The following is a 26123-nucleotide window of genomic DNA, read 5'->3' as shown; positions in this document are numbered from 1 at the left end:
ATACACTAAATCAGTAAGTTGGCACCATTACCCGGTTATCGCATGTAGTCGGTGGAAGTTGGTCGAAGTGGATGTTAATTCAAGAGCAGTTTGAATTACAGTTGGCACAACGAGAGATTAAAGAATTAATGATTTTGACTAATATCGGGGATGAGGTCGTTGGATTATAGTAAAACAACCATCTTTAACTGATGGGTTTGGCCTTTCCATCCATAAGAAAGGCCATCGTTGTAAAAAATAAATTACCCGCGACTGCAGCCGAAGCTACGGTCGCCATCTCCGTATACTTTTGTATCAAGTTTAGCCAGGTAGTCAAGACGATTCAGTAATTTATTGTATTCTCCTTCAAAGTTAAAATCATTGACGTCTAATATATAACGACAATTTTCAGGGTAGTGAACCAATCCCGGATAATCATCCAGTTCCAATCCCAGTGCGCTATACCATGCTCTTACAATCATCATCCTTAAATTGCTTTCAGCCTCATAATCACCTAAATGGTAATAAGCATCTTTGTTAAAAAAAAGACCAATATGAAAATGACATTTTCCCTCTTCGGAAAACTCCCTTACCCAAACATGACGAACTCGGTTTGGATATATTCTTTTGCCGTTGGCAGTTCTGGCTTTTTCATTGGCCTCCAGCATTGCATTTAACGCATTACGGAAACGGGATATGGCACCAGGCTCCACATTAGGGAAGCAGCAAACAGTATCTCCTCTGTCTAAAATAGGTGGATAATGTACATCAACACGTAACGCCATTGTTCTGGGGAATTCACTGATAGCATCATTGACGACTCGTTCAATATGTTTTTTATAGGCGAGCACATGCTCACCATGGGAACCATGATATAATTCCATGTTTCGATCCTGTAGCTAGTCCTACGGCTTTCGATAGCCGTATATAGTAATATGATAAGACATAGTTGAATGTCTGTAATTAGTTATGTTAATTAACTGTTGGTAGTAATGATTGCTTTATAATACCTTTCCAACAATAAAACTTGTTATCAACCCATTACCCGTGCAGTAAAATACTTAAAAAGTAACTCTGCAATTATAATCATCCAAAGATACCATTATCCCAGTATCTTTTTACCGTGGAAATGCTTATTCCTAAGATCTTTGCCACCTTGGATTGAGAGTAATGCTTAGCCTTCTCATTCTGAATTAGATAAGAATATTTACTTCCTTCAGGTCTTCCCTGCATTTTCTTTGGTTTTGTTTTGTTAGTAGGCATCTTTTGCTCTCATCTAGCTATTAGGCAATAACTCCATACTGTCGAGATGTATGTAAACTAAGTGGTTATGCTTAACATTGGTATCAGAATGTATGGTTTACTTCACCGTTAAAGGGATTAATAATGATGGCATCTCCTCCTTTCATCGCCTTTTGAGGTGTATCGCCTTCGGCAATTACCGGAACCATTACCGCTAGATCATTTGTGTAATAAATTGGTATCCAGCAATAGCATGATTGTTTAGGGGGAGTTTTATTTCTTTTCAATACTGCCTCAACTCCAAATGTAATAAGTTCAAAGATTGGCATAATCACAATGCTGCTCAAATCAAAAAAACAACCATCGTAGACTGTGTCCTTTATCAGTATGATATTAGATAACCCTCCTGCAATGAGATGTTTGCGGTTCACGCGCCGATCTGTGTAAATAAAAATTGCTTTTTTTACATTGAAACTTTTTATAATGTATGAGAGCTTTTCATGAATTAATTTTTTTTCGCTCTTACCCATCTTATCATGAGGTATTTTGTGCGCATAAAAATCTTGATCGACAACCTCGTTCCGGTGTCGAATGTGAGTGTTCCAGACGGAATAAAAAAACTCTTCGTAAGTTAATTTTGGCTCACCCCGTGCGATTGAGGGGGCCTTCTCTTCAAAAATACAGCCTAATGTTGACTCCAAAGTTTGAGCTATATGATATTGCGATGTTATTTTATTCAATGCTGGGGCTGTGGCGTTTAACAAAAATGATATCACCTCTGACCTAGAGTATCCTTTTGCATTGCTATAGTCGTCGATTGCATCAATAGTTGATTTTTTGTTTGCGCTGAAAGTGATGCGTTTTTTCATATGTATCCTTGACTTTCGTTAATGTAAAATGTGATAAACGGTGGTGATTTAGTATCTTTTATTGACGGATTGTTTCTGTTAATTAAGCCAGCTATTCTTTAGAATAGCTGGGGAGTTATGATTTTGAGGCTGCTGTTAATTACAATATACTGAGAAGGTTAATAGGAACCTATCAATGTCTTTGCGTAACCAATAATGTCGGCTGTTAATTTTCTTTGGGCGTGGTAAACCATTAGGCAGCTTGTCTTGGCAAAGCCATTTTCGAATTGTTTGGGCTTTAAGGTTTAATAGATGTGCTAACTCACTTGTGGAAACAAGTTCAGATAAAGATGTTCTGGATTGCTCATATATGCTCATGCTACCACCTCAATGATTGAGATGCAGGCATATACAAAAAGTAATGAAATTAGAAGGGAAAGAAAGGACCAAAAAGAAAACGAAAAAGCCAAGCTTGAATAAGCTTCAGGGTCAGGGTCACTACCTTCGCTTGAGCCGGATGAGGTACTTTTAGTTGATTTAGACGCATTACCTTGCGAGTTTTCGGCCAGATTTTTGTGCGAGATGATACGTGCAAAAAAAACGCCCAAAGTTTTATGTCGATTGTTTTTATTGTATAAAGAGTTTTTTTCATTGAGGTGTCCAAGAGCAGCTCGAATCCTGATGTTCATCTGTCTTTCCTGAAATATGGACTCAGCACAGGTTTGTCGCTGCTTACTAGAACGAACAACTTTGATCTTACCCACGACCCGTACTATTCGAGCCTTTGAGCTAGTTTGCGCAGAACTCATCAAAGAATTAGACATAATGCTTTATCTCCTGATTTAAAAGTGGACGATGGAATTTAAACCTTAAAATACACTTATGTCAACGATGGATGTTGTTCTGTAATCTATTGATATTAAATGAAATCAACGCATATCAACGGTTATTTTTTTACAATATTTGCTTGCTGTAAGATCCACCTCTCAATTTTTTCATGCCATTTGCGCAACAGATCTAACGGACGACGGCGGTAGTGTTTTTCCGCCAGTGCACTTGGTTTGTGTCCCATAATTTGAGCAACAATACCTGTTGGCACTTCAACCCATTCAGCAAGAGTGCCAAAACTACGGCGTAAGCCGTGAAGGCTGATATGTGGTAACTCAGCTCGAGCTAACGCTCTGTTGTGTCCTGAACGCGGTTCAATAATTTTGCCACTTTTGCTGTTACTTCTGAAAACCCAACCCTCCTTATTTACGTCAGAATTTGGGAATTGCGCTAGCGCACTTAACAGCTCAGAAACATAAGGAGTGAGAGGGATGATACGTTCGCCTTCGATCTTGTCTTTAATCCTCATGCTTGACCATTTGAAATCTACGTCAGACCACCGAAGTGACGCAATTTCTTCACGCCGTGCACCGGTGAGCAAAAGTACTTGGAGATAGGCCGATGCAATGGGATTATTGAGGCTACGTACGGCACTGAACCAGATTTTTAACTGTTCTTTTTGTAAGCAATCTCCCGCTTTACTCGCTGATACTGGAACCACTTTTCTCACGTTATGATCTTGTGCAATATCGCCATGGATTATTCCCTGATATTTTTTCTGGTAATTAGCCCATTTGATAAATGCACGCAACAGCCGGTAGGCATGAGCAGTGACGGTAGGCCGATTTTGTCTCTCTGTACTTAGCCATGCGGCAATGTTCTCTGGTGTTAGTTCCGATAACGGTAGGTCGAGTAAGCTAGCCAATGGTCCAGCCGAGGTTGGGCCCCGGCCTCTTTTTTTACTTTCCCCTCCACGGCTGGACAAGTTAATGTGATCGGCAATGTATCGAGTAGAATATGGGCGTTTAGTTTTTGCGCTGATTCCGGTTCTCAATTCTTCAAGGTAATCTTCCCAAGCGCTTGTGAAGGTTACCTTCGTTTTACGAGATTCAGCCTGCTGTGATTCCGCTTCAGCAATTTTTTCTGCCTTAGCTATACGCGGATCTATCCCAGTATCGATTAATGTTTGCAGCCGCCTGGCTTCGGCCCTGGCATCATCAATCCTCCAATCGTTAATGTTGCCAATGGTCATGCGAAGGGTTTTTCCCGCATATACGCTTTGGAACACAAAAGCTTTTGTTCCGCGAGTTGCCCGACATGCCAGGGAAGTTACGTCCGCATCCCAAAGAAATGCCTGGGTTTTTCCTTCAGATAAAGCAAATTTTCGAATGCGCTCGAAGGTGAGTTTTTGTCTTGGAAGTGCCATTTTGGGGCTCCAGATGAGAAATGTTACATCACCATAATGTAACTGCTGGTGTAAGTAAAATGGGGGAATAAACATCAACACCTGTCAATTTTTATCAACAGGTGTTTTTCATAACACAATGTTTTATAATGAATTACTTGTTTTAAGAGTAGGTTTTTAAAGGGGTAAAAATATAATAACGTCGCATTCGTAATGCGAAGGTCGTAGGTTCGACTCCTATTATCGGCACCATTTCAAACTCTTCCCAGGTCTACCGAAATCAACTTAAAGCCCGTATTTTTTAGCATCTGACATGTTTCTAAATCTCCAGCGTTAATCGGCCTCAACAGACATCACGTTCCTGTTGGTGGCATTAATGGGGGCATTCTGTGTTCGGTTCAGAAAGATGCCCCCCAATGAAGCTAAACGCACGCCATTGCCGCTATTTCTCGTTTCTTTCTGGCCTATGACTCAGGGTGTCCGTCGATCGCGGCTTTAAGGTCGCGATATTCTTCGCATTGAGTGCCGCAGAGGGTTTTAATGGTGGCCAGTTCCGCTTTTGCCAGATCGGGGCGACCCTTAACTATCCATGCCTCACCGAGGTATTCGCGTACTTTGGCATAATGCGGATCAAGGGCAATCGAGCGTTGATAATAGCCAATCCCTTCATCCGTACGACCCAGTTTGCGGGTGGCATAACCCCGATAGTTCCAGGCCTCACGCGTATTGGGTTGCTGTAAGGTATCGAGTAAATTGATAGCGTCCTGATAGTGACCGGTTTTCGCCAGGTGATACGCATACTGTGTTTTATCCTGATCGTCGATCATACTGCTTTTTTCGGGCAAACAGTTTTTGGTTTTGTTGTCGTAAACCTGGCCCTTCGGGCAGGTTGGCGTCGTGGTATCGTCATTTCCCATGGCGTTTACCGAAGCTGAATAGAGCAGCCCGCTTGAGACCAGACAAATCAGCGGCAGATATTTTGGAGCGAATTGCATTTTCATGATCCCGTCCTGTGCGTGTGTGAAGGGAGATTCCGGCATGCCGGAACAGTACAGGGCATGCTTTTATTGATTATTGATGCCAAAAAATGACCTGCCGTTTATTTTTGTAGTACTTCACGAACGTTGCCCATCACCGTGTTCCAGAAATAAAAAAACGCACAGGGGGATCGCCCTGTGCGTCGGGTTTACAGCCCAAGAACTTAAACCCCAAGGCGATCGCGTAAGCTGTAATACGCCGCCCCCATGGCGGTAAACGGAATACGCAGGCTGCGTCCGCCCGGGAACGGGTAGTGGGGCAGTCTGGCGAATGCGTCAAAACGCTCGGCATCGCCGCGCAGCAGTTCGGAAATCAGGCGTCCTGCCAGATGGGTACAGGTCACGCCGTGACCGCTGTAGCCCTGCATATAATAAATATTGTTATCGAGGCGGCCGAACTGCGGCATGCGCGATAGCGTCAACAAGAAATTCCCGGTCCAACGATAATCAATTTTCACCCCTTTCAATTGCGGGAAGGTCTTCAGCAGCTTCGGCATTAGCAGGCGTTCAATATCGTCCGGGTCGCGTGCGCCGTAGACCACGCCGCCGCCGTACAGCAGGCGGTTATCGCCGGTCAGACGGTAGTAATCCAGCAGGTAGTTACAGTCTTCCACGCAGTAGTTTTTCGGGATCAGCGAGCGCGCCATCTCGGCGGACAGCGGTTCGGTGGTTAATACCTGCGTGCCGCACGGCATACTGCTTTTGGCAAGCGTCGGTTCCAGTTTGTCACCCAGATAGGCGTTGCCGGCAACAATTACATAGCGTGCCGTGACCTGACCTTGCTCTGTGCTGACCACCGCCGGGCTGGTGTGCTGAATACGGGTAACCGGCGACAGCTCGAAGACGCGTCCACCGTTTAAGCGGATGGCGTCGGCTTCACCAATCGCCAGGTTCAGCGGATGAATGTGGCCGCCGCTGTGGTCGAGCAGCGCGCCGACATAACAATCGCTGTTAACCTCACGACGAATTTCGCTGCTGTCCAGCAACTCGAGTTGCGTATTGCCGTAGCGCTCCCAGTTAGACTTCTGCTCCTCCAGCGTCTCCATCTGCTTGTGGTTTAGCGCTACAAACAGCCCACCGGGACGGTAGTCGCAGTCGATCTGATAGCGTTTGATCCGTTCGCGGATGATGTTACCGCCTTCAAACATCATGCTGCCGAGCATTTTGGCGGTGTCCGGGCCGTAGGTACGTTCGATGACGTCGATATCGCGACTGTAGGAGTTCACCAATTGGCCGCCGTTGCGCCCGCTGGCACCGAAACCAATCCGCGCGGACTCCAGCACCACCACGTCATAGCCCATCTCGGCTAAATGTAGGGCAGAAGAGAGCCCGGTATAACCGCCTCCCACGACACAAACATCACAGCTGACCGACTCGGTGAGGGTAGGAAATGGTTCGTATTGATTGGCGCTTGCGGCGTAATAACTGCGAGTATGTTCAGTCATGATTAAGGCTCCAGGGAGATCCAAATGGTTTTCAGTTCGCTAAATTTTTCCAGTGCATGCAGGGATTTATCGCGCCCGTTGCCGCTTTGCTTGTAGCCACCAAATGGCACGGTCATATCACCGTCGTTGTAGTTGTTGACGAATACGGAGCCGGCTTTCAGGCGACGACTCATGCGGTGCGCGCGCGACAGATCCCGGGTCCAGACCGCCGCGCCAAGGCCGTAGTCGCTATCGTTGGCCAGCGCCAGAGCTTCGGCTTCGGTCTTGAAACGGGTGATGACCAGCACCGGACCGAAGATCTCATCGCGGCTGACATGGGCCTGTGCTGGGGTGTCGATAAAAATGGTTGGGCCAATAGCCGCAGGATGAACGTGACTGCGGCCATCCAGTGCAAGCGTTCCCTGCGTTTCACCGTCGCGAATAAAATTGTGCACGGTATCGGCATGTGCATTGTCGATAAGCGTTCCCATCGTGGTATCGGGATCAAGCGGGTTGCCTGGCTGCCAGTTTTTTGCCTGCTCTTTTAGCAGTGCAATGAACGCGTCGGCAATACTTTCCTCCAGCAGCAGACGCGTACCGGCGATACACACCTGGCCCTGGTTATAGAAGATACCTGATGCCGTGGTGGCGGCGGCTTTCGCCAGATCCGGGCAGTCAGCAAATACGATGTTGGCGCTTTTGCCGCCGGCTTCCAGCCAGACGCGTTTCATGTTGCTGTCGCCAGCGTCTTTAAGTAGTTGCTTGCCGGTGCGGGTGGAACCGGTAAACGTAAGTACATCGACATCCGGATGTTGCGACAGCGCCTGGCCTGCTTCATGGCCGTACCCGCTAATGACGTTGAGGACGCCATCGGGTAAGCCCGCTTTTTTTGCCAGCGCGGCAAGGCGAATAGCAGTCAGCGGTGATTTCTCCGAAGGTTTCAGAATCACGCTGTTCCCCGCTGCCAGCGCCGGGCCGAGTTTCCAGCAGGCCAGCAGCAGGGGGAAATTCCATGGCACGATGGCGGCAATCACTCCTACCGGCTCGCGCACGATCAGCGCCAGATCGTTCACCGAGGTGGCGGCCACTTCGCCATACACTTTATCAATAGCTTCGGCGTACCAGCGGATGGCGCGTGCCGCACCGGGAATATCATCACGCAGGCTATGGCGAATAGGCTTACCGGTATCAAGTGTTTCCAGTAGCGCCAGCTCCTCGTGATGCTGCTCCATTAAATCCGCGAGCGTGTTCAGTACCGCTTTGCGCTGAGCAGGCGATGCCTGTGACCAGTCGCCGCGTTCAAATACCGTGCGAGCGGCGGTGACGGCGCGCTCCACATCCGCGTGTTTACCGCGGGCGACTTTGGCAAGCGGGCGCTGTCCTGCCGGATCAAGCGTAATAAAGGTTTCGTTATCGGCAGCAGCGCAATATTCACCGTTAATAAATAAACGGGTTTCCGGTGAATAATGGCTGGCTTTCTCACGCCAATATTTTAAATTCTGAAAGTTCATAGCTACTCCTTTTATTTCAATAAGATAAAGTTCGTTGCTGATCTTTTTCAGGCAAAATCAGGCTGCACGATGCCCCAGGGATTAACCCTGTTAATACGCGTTATTTAAGAAGGCCTGAGAAACTCAGGCCGTAACTCTTTTAGAACGTGGTGGGCGTGTGGGCACTGATAATGCGGCAGATCCCCGCCGAGGTGTTGCTGAAGCTGTGGGGTATGCCGGTGTTAATGGCATAACTTTGTCCTTCAACAAGATGATACGTTTGACCGTTGATGGTCAGTATCACTTCACCTTCCAGTATTGTCCCAATCTCTTCACCCTGGTGTTTAATTCTCTCCCCGGTCGTCGTGCCTGGCTGATAGGTTTCAAAAATCATCGCCAGCGTACGATTAGGATTGCCGTTGTGAATCAGTTTCATGGATACCCCCTGACTGCCGATCTCAATCAGATCATCCTGATTGATAACCACCTGCGGTTCGTAAGGTTTTTCCGGGTCCGCGAAGAACTCGGAGAGCGACAGCCCATAGACTTTCAATAGCTTTTGCAGCGTACTGATAGCAGGACTGACTTTATCCTGCTCTATGGTGCTGATGGCGCTATGCGTTAATCCAGACAGTTCGGCGGCACGACGCTGCGAAAGACCCAATTGCTGGCGGATCTCTGACAGACGTTTACCCGGCGCCAGGCCGTCATCGCTCATAATTGCATTTCCTTAACAGTAGTGGTCAGAGACGCTGTTTTTCAGCGAGATGGTTCTGACATGCGGTGATAAAACCTTCAAGCAACAAACGCGACAGGGCGTATTCGCTACTGTTCCATTCCGGGTGCCACTGCACGCCGAGCGCGAAAGGATGGTCGTGAGCGCTAACGGCTTCGACCAGTCCATCCTGCGATCGTGCTTCTATACGTAGCTGCGGACCAAGGGTTTTTGCGCCCTGGCCATGTAAGGAGTTAACCCAAAACGTGTTGCAACCTGGTATTAACTGAGACAGCAATCCTCCCTGCTGAACCTGGACTTCATGAGATGGCGCATATTGCTGCTCCACCGGGAGTTCCGCGTCTTCACGATGCTCCAGGAACTGTGCGTGATCGCACAGGCGACGATACAGAGTCCCGCCGGTGGCGACAACTAATTCCTGTAAGCCCCGGCAGATGGCGAAAATGGGAATGCGCCTTTCGAGTCCGGCGGTAATTAGCGCCATGCTCAGAAGATCACGCCCAGGATCGGCGTCAGGCTCATCGCCATTTTCACCATACAGGTGCGGCTGCATATTGCTCGGGCTCCCTGGCAGAAAAATACCGTCCAGTTTCGGTAATAAAGCATTCAGTAACTCTGGCTCCGCCAGTGCATGCGGCAGGGCAATCGGTAATCCACCGGCATTCAATACCGCATTCAGGTACTTTTCTTGCAGAGTCTGGGTCTCATGACCCTTAAGCCTGTTCCTACACATCACGACACCAATAACTGGCTTGTCAAATATATTGCCCATGATCGACCTCACGTTTTGGAATAAATTATTGCCAAACGGTTCCTTGTTGTGCAATTTCGTTCAATATTTTCTCAATCTAGCAGCGGAATAACCTTCTAGCAAACTTAATTTAACATTTGACAAACAAATCCTTTGCATCCAGAGTCGAAGAGTGGACATTATATTTAACAGTCAAAACGCAGATCAGCATCCATAGCAACGGCGGTGAATCATGGAAACCAATATCGTAGAAGTTGAGAATTTTGTGCAGCATTCTGAAGAGAGACGAAGTAGCGCGTTTGCGCGTGAAGTGAAGCAGTATCTGGAGCGTTATCCCAACACGCAATTTGTCGATGTGCTGTTAACTGACCTGAACGGCAGCTTTCGCGGTAAACGTATCCCGGTATCGGGCTTGCATAAGCTGGAGAAGGGCTGTTATTTCCCGGCATCCGTGTTTGCGATGGATATTCTGGGCAATGTAGTAGAAGAAGCAGGATTAGGGCAGGAGCTGGGGGAGCCGGATCGCACGTGTGTGCCGGTGCCCGGTACGTTAACCCCATCGGCTGCCGATCCGGATTATATCGGGCAGATGATGCTGACGATGCTGGATGAAGATGGCGCTCCCTTTGACGTTGAGCCGCGGAACGTGCTGAACCGACTCTGGCAGAAACTTCGCCAGCGCGGCCTGTTCCCCGTCGTAGCGGTAGAGCTGGAGTTCTATTTACTCGATCGTCAGCGTGATTCCGAAGGCTATCTTCAGCCGCCCTGTGCGCCGGGCACTGGCGATCGCAACACCCAAAGCCAGGTTTACTCCGTAGATAACCTCAACCACTTTGCCGATGTACTGAATGATATTGATGAACTCGCCAAACTGCAGCTGATCCCGGCCGACGGCGCGGTGGCCGAGGCCTCTCCTGGACAGTTTGAAATCAACCTCTACCACACTGATAACGTTCTTGACGCCTGCGACGATGCGCTGGCGCTAAAACGCCTGGTGCGACTGGTAGCAGAGAAGCATAAGATGCACGCCACCTTTATGGCCAAACCTTATGAAGAGCATGCCGGCAGCGGGATGCATATCCACATCAGTATCCTGAATAATAAAGGCGAGAACGTGCTGGCCGAGGCGGACGGCGAAGATTCCGCGTTATTAAAGCGTGTGCTGGCCGGGATGATCGATCTGATGCCCGCGTCGATGGCGTTACTGGCACCGAATATGAACTCGTATCGCCGTTTCCAGCCGGGCATGTATGTGCCGACCCAAGCCTCCTGGGGGCATAACAATCGTACGGTGGCGTTGCGCATTCCGTGTGGCGATCGTAACAGCCACCGGGTTGAGTATCGTGTGGCCGGGGCGGACGCCAATCCGTATCTGGTTATGTCGACCATTCTTGCCGGGATCCTCCACGGTCTGGATAACGAGCTGCCGTTACAGGAAGAAGTGGAAGGCAACGGGCTGGAGCAGGACGGCCTGCCGTTCCCGATCCGCCAAAGCGATGCCCTGTGGGAGTTTATGCAAAACGACCCTTTGCGTGAATTACTCGGTGAGCGTTTTAGCCATGTTTATCACGCCTGTAAAAACGATGAGCTTATCCAGTTTGAACGTCTGATCACTGACACCGAAATTGAGTGGATGTTGAAAAACGCCTGATGATGTTGCTGCTGCCCGGGGGACTATGTTGTCCGGGCCTGCAGCAATCGTGCGTGATTAAAAAATAGATGTCGCATCATGCGGTCTGCGCGGAGCCAGCCCGTACATATTGCAGGAATACTGCCATTTCCCGGCTGTCGCGTAATGGAGCGGATTGCGACAACGGGTCTTCAGATAACCGACAGAGTTTGTGACGAGGAAATGAGATGATGCCAATGTTTACACATCAGCCCGGCGCGAGCATCCAAGGCTCCCGCAGTCAGTACGGACCGCAGTTGTGCCGTGCCGCCGTATTGACACCTTTCTTGATGGGATCCACCCCGACGCGCACCAGGTTTGCTGTACCGACGTTCCGAACGCAGACCTGGGCCCGTGTCGGGGAGGATCGTCATGACGACTAATTCCGCCGAGAATCTTTCTGCTCAGACGGGCAAAACACAGCTGCGTAAATCCCTCAAGCTGTGGCAAGTTGTGGTGATGGGGCTGGCCTATCTCACGCCAATGACGGTGTTTGATACCTTTGGTATTGTGTCGGGCATCAGCGATGGCCATGTTCCAGCCTCTTATCTGCTGGCGCTGGCGGGGGTATTGTTTACCGCGATCAGTTACGGCAAGCTGGTGCGCCAGTTTCCGCAGGCCGGTTCGGCCTATACTTACGCGCAAAAGGCGATTAACCCGCATGTCGGGTTTATGGTCGGTTGGTCGTCGCTACTTGACTACCTTTTCCTGCCGATGATTAACGTCCTGCTGGCCAAAATTTACCTGTCCGCCTTGTTTCCGGAGGTCGCCCCCTGGATTTGGGTGGTGATGTTCGTTGTTATCCTCACCGCGGCCAACTTAAAAAGCGTTAACCTGGTGGCGAACTTCAACGCGCTGTTCGTGCTGGTGCAGGTGGCGATTATTGCAGTGTTTATTTTCCTGGTGGTACAGGGGCTACATAAAGGCGAAGGGGTAGGGACCGTCTGGTCGCTGCAACCGTTTATCAGCCAGAATGCGCATCTGATCCCGATTATCACCGGGGCGACCATTGTCTGTTTCTCGTTTCTCGGGTTTGATGCGGTGACCACGCTGTCTGAAGAGACACCGGATGCTGCACGTACCATCCCGAAAGCCATTTTCCTCACCGCCCTGTACGGTGGGCTGATCTTTATTTCGGCCTCGTTCTTTATGCAGCTGTTCTTCCCGGATATTAGCCGTTTTAAAGACCCTGACGCGGCGCTGCCGGAGATTGCGCTGTACGTCGGCGGTAAGCTGTTCCAGTCTATTTTTCTGTGTACGACCTTTGTGAATACGCTGGCGTCAGGCCTGGCGTCGCACGCCAGCGTCTCTCGTCTGCTGTATGTGATGGGGCGCGATAACGTCTTTCCGGAGAAATATTTCGGCTACGTGCATCCGAAATGGCGCACGCCTGCACTGAACGTCATTATGGTCGGGATTGTGGCGCTGTCGGCGTTGTTTTTTGACCTGGTGACCGCCACGGCGCTGATTAACTTTGGTGCGCTGGTGGCATTTACCTTCGTCAATCTGTCGGTGTACAACCACTTTTGGCGGCGTGAAGGGCGTAAGCACACCTGGCAGGAAAAACTGCATTATTTGGTATTGCCCATGGTTGGCGCAGCGACGGTTGCCGTGCTGTGGATAAACCTGGAGGCGACGTCGCTGACGTTGGGGCTGGTGTGGGCAGGGTTAGGGCTGGTGTATCTCGCGTACTTGACCCGGCGCTTTCGTAAGCCGCCGCCGCAGTTCGACGCCGCGAAAACCGAACGTGCCTGGGAGTGATGTTCCCTCTGATGGGGACCAACGGACAGCGTTGTAACATGCACTTGTTATAACAGGGGCGCGTCGTGAAGATGCGCCCCTGTTGCTGCATTTCTGTTGTCGGACAGAACACCTGGCAGGTAGGATTGGTCGTGTTATTTGTTGATTAAGTCGATAATACGATCGCCATCGGTATCTTCTTGTGACACCCGACTGAAAATACTGCTATCACTTTGCGTGCCTACCTTAATCGGTTCTTTACAGTCTTTGTGGAATACTTTTTTGCCATTTTTTGTGACGACAACGCCAGACATGTCACCGTGTTGTTCCTTGTTATAGACAATATATTCGTATGCTCCTTTTACGATTCGAATCCAGTATAAAGAACCTCCGGCGATCATTCCTGCGCTGTAATAGGCTGTGACCCCAGGCTGATTAGTCACAAGATTGAGTTCCGCCGTAGGGGATGCGTTGGTTCCCAACGCGTATCCTGCAGCATCTTGGGCAATAAAAGCGCTGGCGAATTTATTATTGGTTAATAAGCATTCAAGCGTTAATTGTTCCTGATCTTCTGCAGTATAAGATTCTGCAGAAACATTCTGGGCGGTGGCAAGATAGCATAAGGTAATTGCCGCTATTTTTAAGCTTAATTTCACGTTCTTCATTCCTTAATAAACATGTGTGTTTAATCACCGGTGTGAATTAGTTACCACTTTTAATTTGTTTGCAGGTTTCCAGCCAACCCGCGGTATCAATTTTTCCGTTTGCCAGGTATTTTTGCTGATTCTGCCAATGTGCGGCGAGGAAGGGCTTAAGCCCAGAGAGGCGTTTATTCAGGGTGAGCATTTGATCGAAAACGGTCACTTCCTGTTTTAGACCCTCTTGGCCATAAAGCGTGGCGGAGTCAACCAGACTGCTAGCGTAGTAACTGGTTAATTGCTGTAAGCGGTCAGTTTGTTCACCGAGTTTGGTTTTTCGGATTGCACAGTTTTTGTCACTACTGTCTTTGTCCTTGCACAGCAATTCATAGTTATGGTTCAGGAAGTCCAGGAAGCGGCCATCATCCTGCAACTTTGTGCACAGGAAGGAGCCTAAATTAAGGCTGGCACGAATCGATTGTGCACGCTCTTCTTGCTGCTGTTGATTGCTGGCGCGAAGCTGGTTTTCCAGATCCTTAAGTTTCTTTTTGAGCTCAGTATCTTCAACGCCGGATGCCAGGCTTCCCAGTGCTTTCGCGGTGTCTTTTGATTCGTCATTTTTCTTATTTACTCCCGGCTTTTCTTCACCGAGTGCGGCCCAGTTTTTCTCCAGCAACTTCACGCGGTCTGTCGATGTAACGACCGGGGACACCATGACCAGTCGCAGGCCAGTCGTTTTGCTGGTGAAAGGATGGGCATCATCGTAGTAGTTAATTTCTTTACGGGTGGCGCTACGGATATCAGACTCATTTGACATAACGCTGCCTCCACGCACGACAAAACCACCTGCCTGGCCGTGCAGCCGGTTGATCTTATTGAGATAAAATGGAGTAAACATCATCTCAGAAACGTTACCCAACATATCATACAGGCCGAGGGGGTTAGGGTTTAACAGGCCAACCAGCTGTACTTTGCTATTCGAGGACTGTGAGCCGGAATACCACTCGTAATTTTTCATATCATCCATCGGATAGTGAGAGTCGCGAAACTCTGCACTATTCACTTTCAGGCCGCCACGTGCCGCAAATTCCCATTCGACTTCTGTGGGCAGACGCAAAAATCCTGGATTACTCTCTTCCTTCGGCAGCTTGTCGAGAGCATTACTACGTAGCCATTGGTTATATTTATCGGCGAGGTTTACTGCATCAAACCAACTGATATTGGTTTGCGCGATGCTCAGCTTGCGTGATGGGGTCGGGCAGTTACTGCTGGTTAATGCTTGATATTGCAACGCCGTCAATTCATATTTGGCCATCAAATAGTAACGACCCTTACTTTTTTTTGATTCAGTAAAGCTACCGGCAATAAAAGTTGGATAACTGTGTTCGACAAAGCCCCATTCCCCGCCATCTTCCCCTAAAGTAACAGGAATATCATCAAGAGGGCCTGATACCGGGATCTCGACCCGACGGAATACCATCGAACCTTCGCAGGGCATTGGTAAAATAATGTCTTCGCTGTCGGGTTTAGGATTATAGGTTTTATCCGCCCACGGCTCTGCCAGCACGGGTGACATCTTCACAAGCAGGGCAAGCGCCAGCCAGCGAGATAATGTGGAAGGGGTAAGGGCCATGAACGATCTCCGCAAATGATAAATAGGGTTATACCTCGCGCAGGCTTTGCGCAGGCTCAATATTGATGGCGCGATAAGCGCCGATGCTGGCGACCAGTATGGCTACAACAAGAGTCAGTAACAGGGCCACGAGGCCGTGTAATGGCGTGATCTTGCAAAGCATCTGATCTGTTGCTTGTCCCCCGGCTAACGCCTGGTTAAATACCTGGCTGGCTAACAGATAAAGGCCAAAGCCGCCGACATAAGCCATCAGGCTGAGTAGACAGCCCTGGACAATGACATAGCCACCCACTGCCGGGCGAGTGAAACCAAGCAGACGGAGTACGGCAATATGCTTACGCTTACGATCGACATTCGCGATAAATGAGCCGACAAGCGAGGTTATACAGCCAACCAGTGCAGTAGCAGCGATGGTATTAAAAATAATGCCCAATACCCGGTTGATGCTTTTGACATTTTCAATATCCGCCAGGCGACTGGTTGTCTCGATACGCTGTGCCCTGAGATCGCGTTCCAGGCTAGCCACCTGGTCAATATCATGGGCATACAATCTGGCGCGGGCATAGCGCGGCGGTTTGCTATTGAGTTGAGCACCACTTGTGCTTCCGAGTTCAGTTACCGCATAACCATCGCGGAAATGTTCAATAGCCAGTAATAATGAAGGCTGAGTAAAGATGGCGGCGCGGTTGAAATAGGTCGCAGGTAAAATGCCCACGATAGTGACGCTTTTACGACCCCATTCCCGGCGTTCGTCAAGCAACCGACTCACCCGTATATTGATGGTATCGCCCACCCTCGCTGCCAACTTTCGCGCGGCTTCCTGGGTAACGATCACGTCACTTTCCTGATGAATCTCCAACTTACCCAGTAAAGGATCACCTACGGATGTGGGAATAACTTCTGCATTTTCAATAAAGTGAGAGATATCAGTTTGCAAATCGGCGAGTGTGTTCAGCGATCGTGTTTGTCCGATAGCGAAGCCTACATCGGGACGTTGTTGCAGCTGTGTAATCCAGTTCTGATCATAGCTACCGCTACTCAGCATACGAATCTCAAGGTTGCGAGGGTCACGGGTGAGATCTTCTTGTAACTGGTCCACAATCCCAAAACGTAGGCCAAAAAGGAGGAGTAAAGGCGCAATGACGGCGACAAGAGAAGAAACGATGCAAAATGAGATGATGCGATCGTGCCACAGATCTTGCATGGCCAGGCGGCCTACTAGTCTGGCTCGGTTAAAAGACAAAGTAGGTTCCTCCCTGCTCATGTGTCGACGATGCTGTTAAAGGTTCTGACTGGGCGGTTAAACAGGGTAAATCGAAATGTTGCACCAGCGGCCAGTCATGGCAAACAACCAGCGCCATCATGCTTTCCTGGCGGACTAATTCAATAAACAGACTAAACAGATTCTGTGCATTGTGAGGGTCGAGTGCTGCAGTTGGTTCATCGGCAAGTACCAGCCCAGGGCGGTGTAATATGGCGCGAGCAAATGCCGTTCTCTGTCTTTCACCAAATGAAAGTTGGGTTGGATATTTAGCTAACAATGGCGAGAGTTTTAGTGCGTCAAGCACCCTGTTCAGCATGGATTTATCAGGTGCGATATCCAATAACTGACAGGGCAGGAGAATGTTATCTTTAACGCTCAGATAGGGAAGAAGACCGCCATTTTGCAGTACAAAACCGAGCTGGCGGGCACGAATGTCCGCTAGCTCGCTATGTCGTTCGCCGTTCAGTAGCGTTGCAATATCACATTTCTGCGCGTTGTCGGTAAGCTCGAAGCGGCCAATATGGCTGGGCTGCAACAGTAACCCAATGGATTCCAGTAAGGTACTTTTTCCACATCCACTTTCCCCGGTTACCGCGACCACCTGACCGGGCTGCAGCGTGAGCTGCGGCAGATAAACCCGATGTGCCTGGCTTCCCTGACCTCGAATAACGCACAGCTCTTCAATGTGCAGCATCAGGGCATCATTTCCAACGGGATAGGATAAACACGATCGCGCGGATCGCTTCCTTTCGCCAGTTCGACCCAGCGATCAACGTCGGCATTGTATTTTTGGTAATGGCGTAGTTTGGACGACAGTGTGCGGATAAACTTCTCCTGCGACAGTCCATCCCAGCTTTTCCATGTCTCTTCGTCGAGGTTCAGGACATCGCTCTTGTAAGGAAGGTCGGTCAGGTATTCTCCGAGTACGCCAAGATCGCCAATGCGGGTATTATCCTGCTGCTTCAGTTGATTTGGATCTGTACCCATCGTTGCAGCAACGGTACGCAGTTGTTCAAACATCTTGGTCGGCGAGATCATCCCCTCATTTGCCGCTTTTAGGATCTGGCCGACAGCATCGCTTAAATCGCTAAGCTGCCCCTTGGTCAGAAGAACACGCACATCGGTGGTGGGAATATTTTGTTTAATCAGATCGCGATCGCTGATCCAGGCCTGGAAAACTAACGGTGCTTGGGTGCTGTTGCGTTTACCGAGATAGGCTAATTGCATGGCATGCCCAATCAACGCGGTGTCCTGAAGTAGCTTTTGTTCCGGCGTCAGTTTCTTTCCATCTTCCTTCGCATACAGGGCGCTACCAATTGCAGCATCCCCCATATAAGCCGACTTAACCTGCTCAGTAATGGCGGAAGCAAGGGCGTCAACTTGTTGACCGAATGTCTTGATATCACCGGCATTGACAGCCTGGTAAAGATTGGAATGGGTGCTATCAAAGTTGGAGAGATCGCGATATTGGCTCTCCGCTTTGGCATGGTTATCTTTACCGCCCGATGTTTTCAGGTGCAAGGTGTAAATAGCGATACCGCGGTTACCGGCCTCAAGACGAAGCTGGCTGGCATCAAGGCCAGAACCTGAAAGCTTATTGCTGCCGTCAATGGCACCTGCATCGGTAATCAGAACCATGTAACGTGCGCCGAATGGGCTCCAGTCAATATCATCAATGGCTGACAGTACGCCGGAATAGGCATCCTCGTCGTACAAGGAACTGGAAACCTTTGCCTCTTTAAGATCAGCTACCTTTTTCAGGAAATCTGCGCCATCTTTGACATGGTTAGGATCAGCGTAAATTTTTGTACGGTACTCAAGTCCCGGTACGGCTTTGGTATTCGAACGATATGAGACCAGACCAAACTTGACCTGACCATCAAGGTGTTCTTGTTTGATCTTGTCATAGATCTTATTAACCGCTTCTTTGGTGCGTTCGATGTAAGGCCCCATTGAAATGGTTGAGTCAATGACGAAGACCACCGAGGCGTTAAAGCCTTTCAGTTGGTTGACGCTATCTTCTTGTTTTGGTTCTGCGTCGACTTTGCTAACAGAGGCGACGTTAAGCAGACGTGTATAGAAGCCATCTTCGGTCATGACCTCTTCACCGCTCAGGATAGGCAGCAGATAGAACTGCTTTTGCAGATCGACAAAATATTCAGGTTCTTGCGCCTGAATGCCGTCAGCATGGCCGTCCCGTTTCAATTTGGCACGCAGTGGGGCGACCAATGAGACCGGGTCGGGGGCCGAGAGAATATCATCGAGACTTTTTTTCTCTTTGAAAAAGAGTAAGCGATCGCGGTTCGCTGGGTTGGTGAATGCCAGCGTTAGCTGCATTTTCCAGTCGACGGTGCATGACGTTGGTAACCAGCCGATGGTTTTACCGTAGCTGTCAGGTCCGACTTTGAGCCAACTTTGACCCTTCGCATCTTCCTTTTTATAAACGTACAGGCTGCTAAAGGCGGGTTGTATCTGTCCTTTATCATCACCTGCAGTTTCCGCGAGTTTACAGCCTGGTGTGGTGAGAACACGCTGATACAACGTTTTTTTCCCTTCCTGAAGCAGCGGTTTCTCGGCATCAGCGGCAAAAACATGCCCGCTGAGTACCAGACCACATAAAGGCAGGGCCAGACGGCTAAGGGTATTCCAGGTCATTTTCCTAACTCCTCAAGGCGTTGCTTGGCCGTTTGGTTGTTAGGTTCTGTTTGCAATACGGTTTCGTACCAATAGGCCGCGGTATCTTTATCCGCTTCTTTGAAGCATTCACTTGGTTGGTGGCCTTTAGGATCGTATTCACTGGCATAGGCGAGTGCGATTTTGGTGTCTCCCCCTTGTGCACGGTTCGCGTACAGGCGTTGCGCAACCCCACATTTCTTCGCCTCTTTTGCCGTCTGAATAATGGCCAGTAGTTTGTCGCTGTCGAGTTTTTCCTGTACGCAGCTTTGAACAAAATCAAGCTCGTTAAGGGTGTTTAAGCTTTCCTCTGAGCAACCGTTATGTGCAGGCGTCTGCGGCGCGGCGGCAGGCGTTTCTTGCTGCGCCTGAACAGCAGGAACAACGTCCGGCGATTTATCCCGCCCTAAGAACCACCAAAGTGCGCCAGCAATGACCACCAGGGTCAGCGCTGCTGCGCCAATTAAGGGAAGGCGTGATGAGGTCGATTTCTGCTGTGGCCTCTCCTCGGCATGCATTATCGGCGCAACGGGTTCCGGTTCTGATTCAGCCACGGTTTCTGCCACCGAGACCGGCGCGGCGGGCGCTTCTGGGGTAGCCAGCAAGCTGCTGCCGCTGTAGCTCCCCGTCTCACCTCGTGCTTCTGAGGAGAGGAGTTCATCACGCACCAACTGCAGCGTAGTGTTACGTGTTTCCCCAGATGCCAGTTTGATCTGAATTTGCACCTGGCTTGCGGTTGCCAGCAGCGGGTCAAGCAAGGTTGAGCCAATACGAAAACCGCTGCCGTTAGCCAGTGGGTAACCGCCGTTTACGGTAAACCAATGCTGTGCCGGACTCCAGTTGCCATCGGGCTGCAGATAGTTCTGCTCATTATTGCAAAGAATAAAGGTCAAATTAGCGAGTAGTGCATTATCGCCGCGCAGGCGGACCATCAATTGTGCAGCGCCTGGCTCTGCGGGTTGGCAGGCGATGATTTTGGCTAGCATGGCATGTTCTCTTGTTTCAATTGGCTGATAATCTGGCCAAGTTGTCGATTATGTTCGAAGGAAATATCCCGCGTGGCGCTATGACCTGCGTTGTCCAGCACGACGCTCATTAATGCGGAAAGCCAGTCTCCCAGATAGGAGACGCCTGGCTGTGGCGCGACGGCGGAGAGCTGAGGCAACTCATCGTTAGCGAGCGGTGCCTGGCGTAAAAACACTTTGTTTTTCTCACCAACATAGCTGTTGGGAACTTTTTCTGGCGGTAAAGTGAGATAGCCAAACCAGGCGATAAAATCCCGTATTGTCAGATGGGCGCGTAAAACCTGGCGTGCCATCAGATGTTCACGACGAGTCCCCGCCTGCTCCTGTCCTGCAAGGGCACGCTTCAATGAGCCTTCAAGATCCAAACGCGTGGCGGCGGTGATCAGTTCTTCACTGAGTTGATTAATCAGTTCAGTGCTCATGCCGAGTTGACGCCACGGTGATGTCTGTTGAGACAGTTCTCTCAGGTGTGCAACCCAGGCTTTAAAGATCTGATGAGCGAAATCATCATCCTGACCGACTCGTTCTGGCGATGAGGAGGAAGGGGCTTCGACAGCTGTCGCTTCAACCGGGGTGGTCGCGAAAGGATCGCTGGCAAAAGGATTATCGGCAAACGGGTTACCGCCAAATGGATTCGCAGCGAAGGCGTTTGAAGCTTGGTTTTCGCCGTCTGTTAGTGGCTCCTGATCGTGCTCACGAATACTCAGGTAGATGTTATTGAGTTCGCGGGTGGGCAGATCCAATCGATCGATCATCTCCCCCATGCTGTGGGAACATGCAGACAGCCCTTGCCATAATTCTTTAGCAATAGCCTGTTTTTTCACGATCTGCCCGTCACCATCTTTTTCGTACCAGCGGCCGAGGTGCCGATCGCCGGTTTCCAGACGGCACTGCAGAAGTTGTTGCTGTAAACGCTTTAGTTTGAAGTCAAGATGAGCGACCCCTCGCAGCGCCTTCGTCAAACGCGACATTCCGCCATCGTTGAGTTCGAGCATGGCTTGCCAGGCTGTTCTTGGTTCAGCAACGTGGGTATTCACGTTTTTACCGCAGACGAAAGTATTGCCCATGGTATCAAGCACGCTACGATAGCGATCGGCAATTTCCACTTCGTTGAGCCGTTCCTGACCAGCTTCACCTTCCAGTTTCAGGAAGGGGTTATCGAGCCCAGGTTTGCGTACCAGAAAGCAGTTATTGAATGGCTGATTCGGCGCCCACTGTTGAAGCCATTCGTATTGCGAAAAACGCTCCAGCAGGGTCATATGCAGCATGCCTTCCCAGCCTTCTTTTAACTGATTTTCCGTATGTTGCAGACTGTTGTTGATACGCATATCGCACATGGTGATTGCCCAGAAGAGTCCTGGTTTGCTGAGCCCGCGTTCTTCGGCGCTCTTACCCTGTGTTTTTTCTACCCATCGGTTCAATACTGGCCCAACATCGGCAACGTCACTCTGTTTGGCTGAGCTGGCGCATACCACAAGGGCATTCATCTCTTGGTTATCGGTGTAACGCTCAAATAAGTAGGCCACTTTTCCGCGAAGCAGTAGCTGTGAAATCGCGTTAAGTCCGTCTCTACCGGCTTGTTCGAGGGCAGTAATCTTGAGACGACCGCGATAGCCAGGAAAGTCGAGCAGATCGACTTGTTCCACGACGCTGTTGTCCTCGACTTCCGCTAAGGGAAAAATAAGCTCGGTGGTTAATGCTGCCAGCTCAGCCTGAGATAAGCTGGCACTGCCGATTTGTTGATCTTCTTTCCAGTAACGGATCTCGACGTTACGATCCTGACTGGAACCCAGCCGGTTAAGGCTGTCTACATTCATGATGCTGCCACTGCTGTGGTCGGTAAGCGTTTCCAGAGGGGCAAACACCATCCGGGCATGATTTAGCTTTGCCAGCACGTTGGCTAATGAACGATAGGTTTCAGTGAGGGCTGGTTGCTCTCCCCACAGCAGGGAAAAAAGCTCCGCACGTTCAGTTGGGCTTAATGCTGGGGCGATTTTCAGTACCTGCGGCCAATAAGCGTGTTCAAGTTTCTCAACCGACTTTTTAAACGAGGCGTTAAGGTAGTCCCACAGGGCAACGACATCTTCCTGGCTAACGCCGTTATACCCTTGGTTTTGTACGGTACGCTGAAGGAAAGGGCGCAGGCGCTCTTCAATCCGACTTTGATCGAGCTGATAGCTCAATTGTTCATGGTTAAAATCGTTGAACCAGGCATTGGCCAGAATCTTAGCCAGGTCAATTTCACTGAACAAGCGCAGCGGCACCGGGTAACAGGCGGGGGCGGCCGGAGCCTGACGGGTAAAGCGGGTGACTAACCCGGTGGCCTCCTTACCGCCGCCTACCGGGTTAACCTCTTTGATAAAATCGACGCGCTGCTCGCCGTACATTGCTTCCAGCGAACCGTTACTGCCCGCCGCCAACGCTGAAATGAGATACGATTTTCCGGCTTGAGAAATACCGAAAAAACCAACGGTCATCGGCGTTCTGGCAACTTGAGTCAGACTATTTGCCAGATTACGTGTGCGCAGTAAAGCCAGACTGAGTTTGTCGGCTTCGTTGTCCAGACGACGTGAGCCGGGGCGTACGTTATCGACCCAACCGAGCGCGTCAAGACAACCTTGAGCGATAGCTGCCCAACCCTGGGTGAGAGATTTTTGCTCGCTATTCATTATTTTTTAACACTCCCGCTATCGAGCCAGTGTCGGCTATCAATAAGCCCGGTATCCGGCATGGTATTGAGTTCCAGGTCTAAATCACGTTTGCTAAAGGACTTATCGGTGTTGCTGCTGACATCGGCGATCGTCAGGCGATCGCTAATCAAACCGAGCTGGCGCGCCCGGTTTCCCTTGTCGATAGTCAATCTGACTTTAAGGTACGGAGAGCCGCTGTCCGTAGAGGTTGCCGCGGAGAATTTCTTACGCCCCTCTTCGCTAAAACGGAGGGTGTAGAGTGGTGCCGCCGCCCAGCGTTCGGCATCCAGTTGGCGATAACCCAGACGCAGATCGCCGCGCATAATGATACTTTGCGTGGTTTTCTCGCCGTTTTCATCGGTGATTGCCGGGAGTTTGATCTGCCCATTCTCCGATTCTATGTGGCGGTAAACGATATCGGCGTCACGGATCAGGTTGTCCATATCAATTGTGCCGATATGACGAATGGTGGAGTAGGGTTTCAGCGCCGAGGTTCGGAAATGGAAGTTCGGGATACTGTGGTTTGCGCACAACTGCGTCAGCATAGCACCGACGGAAGCTGTGCTTTTTGGATCGTCAATATGACCGTTTTTATGGAACGGATACCAGGTTCCGGTCTGATAACCATGTAACGGTAAAATACGTCCTGGGGGGAGCGGAAGATTGCGGCGAATTATCGCCTGAATCCCCGGTAGCTGAGAAGGGCGACCGGTCAGCAGCAGTAGATCGCAATGATAACAAGACAGTACTTCACATAATGCGGTAAGCACTTTATCGATGTTGAATTTACCGGAGCAGAGATCGCTATGCAGTTTGGTTAGCGGAAGATTAAGCAAAATATCCGCCAATTTGAAATCGGTTGGCCCCCCGGCTTTTTGGACTTCACGGCGGACAAACCCCTCAACTTCATCTCGAATACAGCCAGCCGGTAGCAGCTCGCCGACACGCTGATTAATCAGGGTGTGTGTTTGTTCATCCAGCGGATCGTATTGCTCGTATTCACCCAGGATATGCAGCGCGAGTGGGACGAACAGTTGCAAGCTGAGTTGCTGGCGAAGAACAGCTTCAGCAGCGCTAATATTCTGGGAACCACACAGTTGAGACATCAGTGTTTCAACGGACATCACACCTGCTTCCCGTAGCGCCTGTTCAAACGCAGGGAGGACATAAGACTGAATAACATCCAGCAGAATGTCATCGCCGGCGATCTTAAAGCTGTCGCGGAAACGTTGGTGGGGGATGATATGCGCGTTGGCGCCGCCACCGGAAAGGCCATTTCGGTCGAGATGGTAATCGGTGATTACCAGGTCTGTGGTACCGCCGCCAATATCGATAGAGGCAATGGTTATGCTTTCACGATCGGTGCGGTCAGGCCGGCCAATGGCATCGAAAAATTCTTCCGGATGACCGGCAAAATTCTGATTAATCTCGGTATAGAGATACACCAGTTGAGCGCAGGAAGCTTCATCCCATTCAACCCTGATTTTGGGCAGAGGGATCTTGATATTGCTCTGACTGTGTTCCTCTTGCTCGTCCTCATACGGATCGTTCTCTCCGTTGTGCCAGCGCAGTGATTTCCAGACCAGGCCAACCGCCTGACGCATCCGCTCATCAAGCACGCAGCGTTCAGCCATTGGCATACCGGGTGGCACAGTGAGAATAATATGACGTAGCTGGCGTGGGATCCCCGCATGTCCCTGACGGATCCGCTGCTCTGGGCTGTTGATCTGGCTGATAGCCTGGGTTAACACTTCGGCGAGCATGAAGGTCATCAGCGAGCTACGTGAGTAGCGCGGCGTAAAGACAGGGATGCGATCCATCTCATCTTCAATAGTGTGCAGCGCCTCGCCTCTTTCATCAATGAGGTTGGCAAATGGCGCAGCAGTCGCTAAGGGGTTGCTGTCCTGCACGTAGCTGCCATTAAAACGCCAGCCCTGACCATAAAATTTCTCATCCCAAAGATAACGTTTAGGGCTGGATAATCCGGTTGATCCTTCGCTACCTTTCCGACGCGCAGCTAAGCGACTGGCTTCGCCGCCAATACGGGCAATAGTCGGCCATTGAAATGCGTCGTGGCGACCACTGCGCACTGAGCAGTGATCTTTGCCAAAGAAGGCTTGTGAAAATTCGACCCTACTTTCAAAGGGATCAATATATACATGCTCCGGCGCGCTGAGATCGCGGAGTTTGAGGACATAGTTTTGCCTCATGCCTGAACCAGATTGGCCATGGTCCTCAATAAGAATACCGCAGGTACGTGAATTGCCGACGTCCAGAATCAGATCGACCGCAATAGGCTTGATGGCGTTGGTTTCCCGATTGGCAATCACCCTGAACTGCGGCAATTCAATGACTGGAGCGGTCTGGCTTTGCAGACCTTCTACCGGAATAGCCATCAAAGAAAGAAGGTTGAGGTAATGCGCCAGGGGATATTGTTGCGCAAGCTCTTGTTCACGCTCATCAATGTCCCGGCCTTTGCTTGCCTCTTTAAACACTTCCTTGAGCCAATCTGCTATCCACTCCTGTGTGAGGTACCAGTTGAGGGCATAGGTGGCCGTTGCGACGGCAAAGGTCGCCCCTGCATTCACATCTTCCTGGTTTGGGCTAAGATCGGCGGCAGCTTGCTGTTTAGCCATTACGCGCGTGTCGATAGCCAATGTCATGCGATGACTATGCCCATCCATATCCGGCTCAGCCAGTTTGACTAGACGAAAACGCGCCCAGTTCAGAGGCCCTTCCTGGTACACATTGGGCGGGCTAAAACGAAGCAGGGGAAGCGGTAGCCAGACACCGTCAAACAACTTAAGGCTTTGCTCCACGGGAATATCATACTGGCTTTTCGCCTTTTCAATATTCTCGGGGGTCGGCTGATAGAAATAATAGTCGCGCTGTTCGTTATAGATTAAACGGGTCAGGACACCGTTCGCGAGTTTGACAAACTCGCCAGCAGGTAAGCGACCAAGGGATAAACCAAAATCCATAAACTGGATCCCGGAGTCGCCCACCAGGGTAATTTGACGATCGAAAGATACAATCTCAGGTAACATAGTT

19 protein-coding genes and 1 pseudogene are annotated in these 26123 nt (G+C 50.1%); 2 read left to right on the top strand and 18 right to left on the bottom strand.

The window, feature by feature from the left end; translation table 11 throughout:
* Positions 1 to 242: 242 nt before the first annotated feature.
* The 10 genes and pseudogenes from FDX01_RS08040 to puuD all read right to left on the bottom strand — a co-directional run bounded on the left by FDX01_RS08040 (position 243) and on the right by puuD (position 9761).
* Positions 243 to 863: an inovirus Gp2 family protein gene (locus FDX01_RS08040; RefSeq protein WP_137399594.1), complete on the bottom strand. Its 621-nt coding sequence runs from the start codon at positions 861 to 863 to the stop codon at positions 243 to 245.
* A 462-nt stretch (positions 864 to 1325) separates the two neighbouring features.
* On the bottom strand, positions 1326 to 2090 hold the full coding sequence (locus FDX01_RS08030) for a hypothetical protein (protein WP_006809977.1): 765 nt from the start codon (positions 2088 to 2090) through the stop codon (positions 1326 to 1328).
* A 135-nt stretch (positions 2091 to 2225) separates the two neighbouring features.
* A complete protein-coding gene (locus tag FDX01_RS08025) occupies positions 2226 to 2447 on the bottom strand; it encodes a helix-turn-helix domain-containing protein (RefSeq protein ID WP_003847740.1) in 222 nt (73 codons plus the stop codon).
* On the bottom strand, positions 2444 to 2893 hold the full coding sequence (locus tag FDX01_RS08020) for a hypothetical protein (RefSeq protein WP_124053099.1): 450 nt from the start codon (positions 2891 to 2893) through the stop codon (positions 2444 to 2446). Before FDX01_RS08020 ends, FDX01_RS08025 begins: the two co-directional genes overlap by 4 nt.
* Before the next feature lie 105 nt (positions 2894 to 2998).
* A pseudogene (locus FDX01_RS08015) lies at positions 2999 to 4398 on the bottom strand (integrase family protein).
* A gap of 368 nt (positions 4399 to 4766) precedes the next feature.
* Positions 4767 to 5303, bottom strand: coding sequence for a tetratricopeptide repeat protein (locus FDX01_RS08005; protein ID WP_137399593.1), 537 nt, complete (start codon positions 5301 to 5303; stop codon positions 4767 to 4769).
* A gap of 200 nt (positions 5304 to 5503) precedes the next feature.
* Entirely contained in the window at positions 5504 to 6784 is a 1281-nt protein-coding gene (locus FDX01_RS08000) for an FAD-binding oxidoreductase (protein WP_137399592.1), read from the bottom strand.
* 2 nt (positions 6785 to 6786) lie between these two features.
* Positions 6787 to 8274: an aldehyde dehydrogenase PuuC gene (gene puuC, locus FDX01_RS07995; RefSeq protein ID WP_137399591.1), complete on the bottom strand. Its 1488-nt coding sequence runs from the start codon at positions 8272 to 8274 to the stop codon at positions 6787 to 6789.
* Positions 8275 to 8413: 139 nt separating this feature from the next.
* Positions 8414 to 8971, bottom strand: a complete 558-nt coding sequence (gene puuR / locus FDX01_RS07990) for an HTH-type transcriptional regulator PuuR (protein WP_137399590.1) — start codon at positions 8969 to 8971, stop codon at positions 8414 to 8416.
* A gap of 25 nt (positions 8972 to 8996) precedes the next feature.
* Positions 8997 to 9761 (bottom strand): gamma-glutamyl-gamma-aminobutyrate hydrolase, encoded by a 765-nt coding sequence (puuD, locus tag FDX01_RS07985; RefSeq protein WP_117342058.1) that lies wholly within the window; start codon positions 9759 to 9761, stop codon positions 8997 to 8999.
* Positions 9762 to 9972: 211 nt separating this feature from the next.
* On the opposite strand from puuD, the gene FDX01_RS07980 reads away from it, so the two are divergent.
* A complete protein-coding gene (locus tag FDX01_RS07980; RefSeq protein ID WP_137399589.1) occupies positions 9973 to 11391 on the top strand; it encodes a glutamine synthetase family protein in 1419 nt (472 codons plus the stop codon).
* A 390-nt stretch (positions 11392 to 11781) separates the two neighbouring features.
* Positions 11782 to 13170, top strand: a complete 1389-nt coding sequence (locus FDX01_RS07975; protein WP_117342060.1) for an APC family permease — start codon at positions 11782 to 11784, stop codon at positions 13168 to 13170.
* 134 nt (positions 13171 to 13304) lie between these two features.
* Here the strand turns inward: FDX01_RS07975 and FDX01_RS07970 are convergent, their stop codons facing one another.
* Genes FDX01_RS07970 through FDX01_RS07935 form a run of 8 tightly spaced genes read right to left on the bottom strand, consistent with a single transcriptional unit; the run spans position 13305 to position 26119 of the window.
* Entirely contained in the window at positions 13305 to 13814 is a 510-nt protein-coding gene (locus FDX01_RS07970) for a hypothetical protein (RefSeq protein WP_223240360.1), read from the bottom strand.
* Positions 13815 to 13851: 37 nt separating this feature from the next.
* Entirely contained in the window at positions 13852 to 15420 is a 1569-nt protein-coding gene (locus FDX01_RS07965) for an SUMF1/EgtB/PvdO family nonheme iron enzyme (RefSeq protein ID WP_117342062.1), read from the bottom strand.
* A 28-nt stretch (positions 15421 to 15448) separates the two neighbouring features.
* A complete protein-coding gene (locus FDX01_RS07960; RefSeq protein ID WP_170974768.1) occupies positions 15449 to 16624 on the bottom strand; it encodes an ABC transporter permease in 1176 nt (391 codons plus the stop codon).
* Positions 16625 to 16652: 28 nt separating this feature from the next.
* Positions 16653 to 17378 (bottom strand): ABC transporter ATP-binding protein, encoded by a 726-nt coding sequence (locus tag FDX01_RS07955; protein WP_135912502.1) that lies wholly within the window; start codon positions 17376 to 17378, stop codon positions 16653 to 16655.
* Positions 17378 to 19339, bottom strand: a complete 1962-nt coding sequence (locus FDX01_RS07950) for a vWA domain-containing protein (protein WP_137399587.1) — start codon at positions 19337 to 19339, stop codon at positions 17378 to 17380. The genes FDX01_RS07955 and FDX01_RS07950 overlap by 1 nt, the downstream gene beginning before the upstream one ends.
* A complete protein-coding gene (locus FDX01_RS07945; RefSeq protein WP_249360905.1) occupies positions 19336 to 20343 on the bottom strand; it encodes a hypothetical protein in 1008 nt (335 codons plus the stop codon). The genes FDX01_RS07950 and FDX01_RS07945 overlap by 4 nt, the downstream gene beginning before the upstream one ends.
* Positions 20337 to 23051, bottom strand: a complete 2715-nt coding sequence (locus tag FDX01_RS07940) for a virulence factor SrfC family protein (RefSeq protein WP_137399586.1) — start codon at positions 23049 to 23051, stop codon at positions 20337 to 20339. The genes FDX01_RS07945 and FDX01_RS07940 overlap by 7 nt, the downstream gene beginning before the upstream one ends.
* Positions 23051 to 26119, bottom strand: coding sequence for a virulence factor SrfB (locus FDX01_RS07935; RefSeq protein WP_137399585.1), 3069 nt, complete (start codon positions 26117 to 26119; stop codon positions 23051 to 23053). Before FDX01_RS07935 ends, FDX01_RS07940 begins: the two co-directional genes overlap by 1 nt.
* Positions 26120 to 26123 lie beyond the last annotated feature (4 nt).

Origin of the sequence: Citrobacter sp. wls613 (assembly GCF_005281195.1) — a bacterium.
In the GTDB taxonomy this organism is placed as follows: domain Bacteria; phylum Pseudomonadota; class Gammaproteobacteria; order Enterobacterales; family Enterobacteriaceae; genus Citrobacter; species Citrobacter gillenii.
The sequence above is the reverse complement of the archived record's forward strand: the minus strand, read 5'-3'. Positions and strand labels throughout refer to the sequence as shown.

Coding starts and splice junctions, on each gene's coding strand:
- FDX01_RS08040 (WP_137399594.1), bottom strand. CDS start 863: ATGGAATTATATCATGGTTCCCATGGTGAGCATGTGCTCGCCTATAAA.
- FDX01_RS08030 (WP_006809977.1), bottom strand. CDS start 2,090: ATGAAAAAACGCATCACTTTCAGCGCAAACAAAAAATCAACTATTGAT.
- FDX01_RS08025 (WP_003847740.1), bottom strand. CDS start 2,447: ATGAGCATATATGAGCAATCCAGAACATCTTTATCTGAACTTGTTTCC.
- FDX01_RS08020 (WP_124053099.1), bottom strand. CDS start 2,893: ATGTCTAATTCTTTGATGAGTTCTGCGCAAACTAGCTCAAAGGCTCGA.
- FDX01_RS08005 (WP_137399593.1), bottom strand. CDS start 5,303: ATGAAAATGCAATTCGCTCCAAAATATCTGCCGCTGATTTGTCTGGTC.
- FDX01_RS08000 (WP_137399592.1), bottom strand. CDS start 6,784: ATGACTGAACATACTCGCAGTTATTACGCCGCAAGCGCCAATCAATAC.
- puuC (WP_137399591.1), bottom strand. CDS start 8,274: ATGAACTTTCAGAATTTAAAATATTGGCGTGAGAAAGCCAGCCATTAT.
- puuR (WP_137399590.1), bottom strand. CDS start 8,971: ATGAGCGATGACGGCCTGGCGCCGGGTAAACGTCTGTCAGAGATCCGC.
- puuD (WP_117342058.1), bottom strand. CDS start 9,761: ATGGGCAATATATTTGACAAGCCAGTTATTGGTGTCGTGATGTGTAGG.
- FDX01_RS07980 (WP_137399589.1), top strand. CDS start 9,973: ATGGAAACCAATATCGTAGAAGTTGAGAATTTTGTGCAGCATTCTGAA.
- FDX01_RS07975 (WP_117342060.1), top strand. CDS start 11,782: ATGACGACTAATTCCGCCGAGAATCTTTCTGCTCAGACGGGCAAAACA.
- FDX01_RS07970 (WP_223240360.1), bottom strand. CDS start 13,814: ATGAAGAACGTGAAATTAAGCTTAAAAATAGCGGCAATTACCTTATGC.
- FDX01_RS07965 (WP_117342062.1), bottom strand. CDS start 15,420: ATGGCCCTTACCCCTTCCACATTATCTCGCTGGCTGGCGCTTGCCCTG.
- FDX01_RS07960 (WP_170974768.1), bottom strand. CDS start 16,624: ATGCAAGATCTGTGGCACGATCGCATCATCTCATTTTGCATCGTTTCT.
- FDX01_RS07955 (WP_135912502.1), bottom strand. CDS start 17,378: ATGCTGCACATTGAAGAGCTGTGCGTTATTCGAGGTCAGGGAAGCCAG.
- FDX01_RS07950 (WP_137399587.1), bottom strand. CDS start 19,339: ATGACCTGGAATACCCTTAGCCGTCTGGCCCTGCCTTTATGTGGTCTG.
- FDX01_RS07945 (WP_249360905.1), bottom strand. CDS start 20,343: ATGCTAGCCAAAATCATCGCCTGCCAACCCGCAGAGCCAGGCGCTGCA.
- FDX01_RS07940 (WP_137399586.1), bottom strand. CDS start 23,051: ATGAATAGCGAGCAAAAATCTCTCACCCAGGGTTGGGCAGCTATCGCT.
- FDX01_RS07935 (WP_137399585.1), bottom strand. CDS start 26,119: ATGTTACCTGAGATTGTATCTTTCGATCGTCAAATTACCCTGGTGGGC.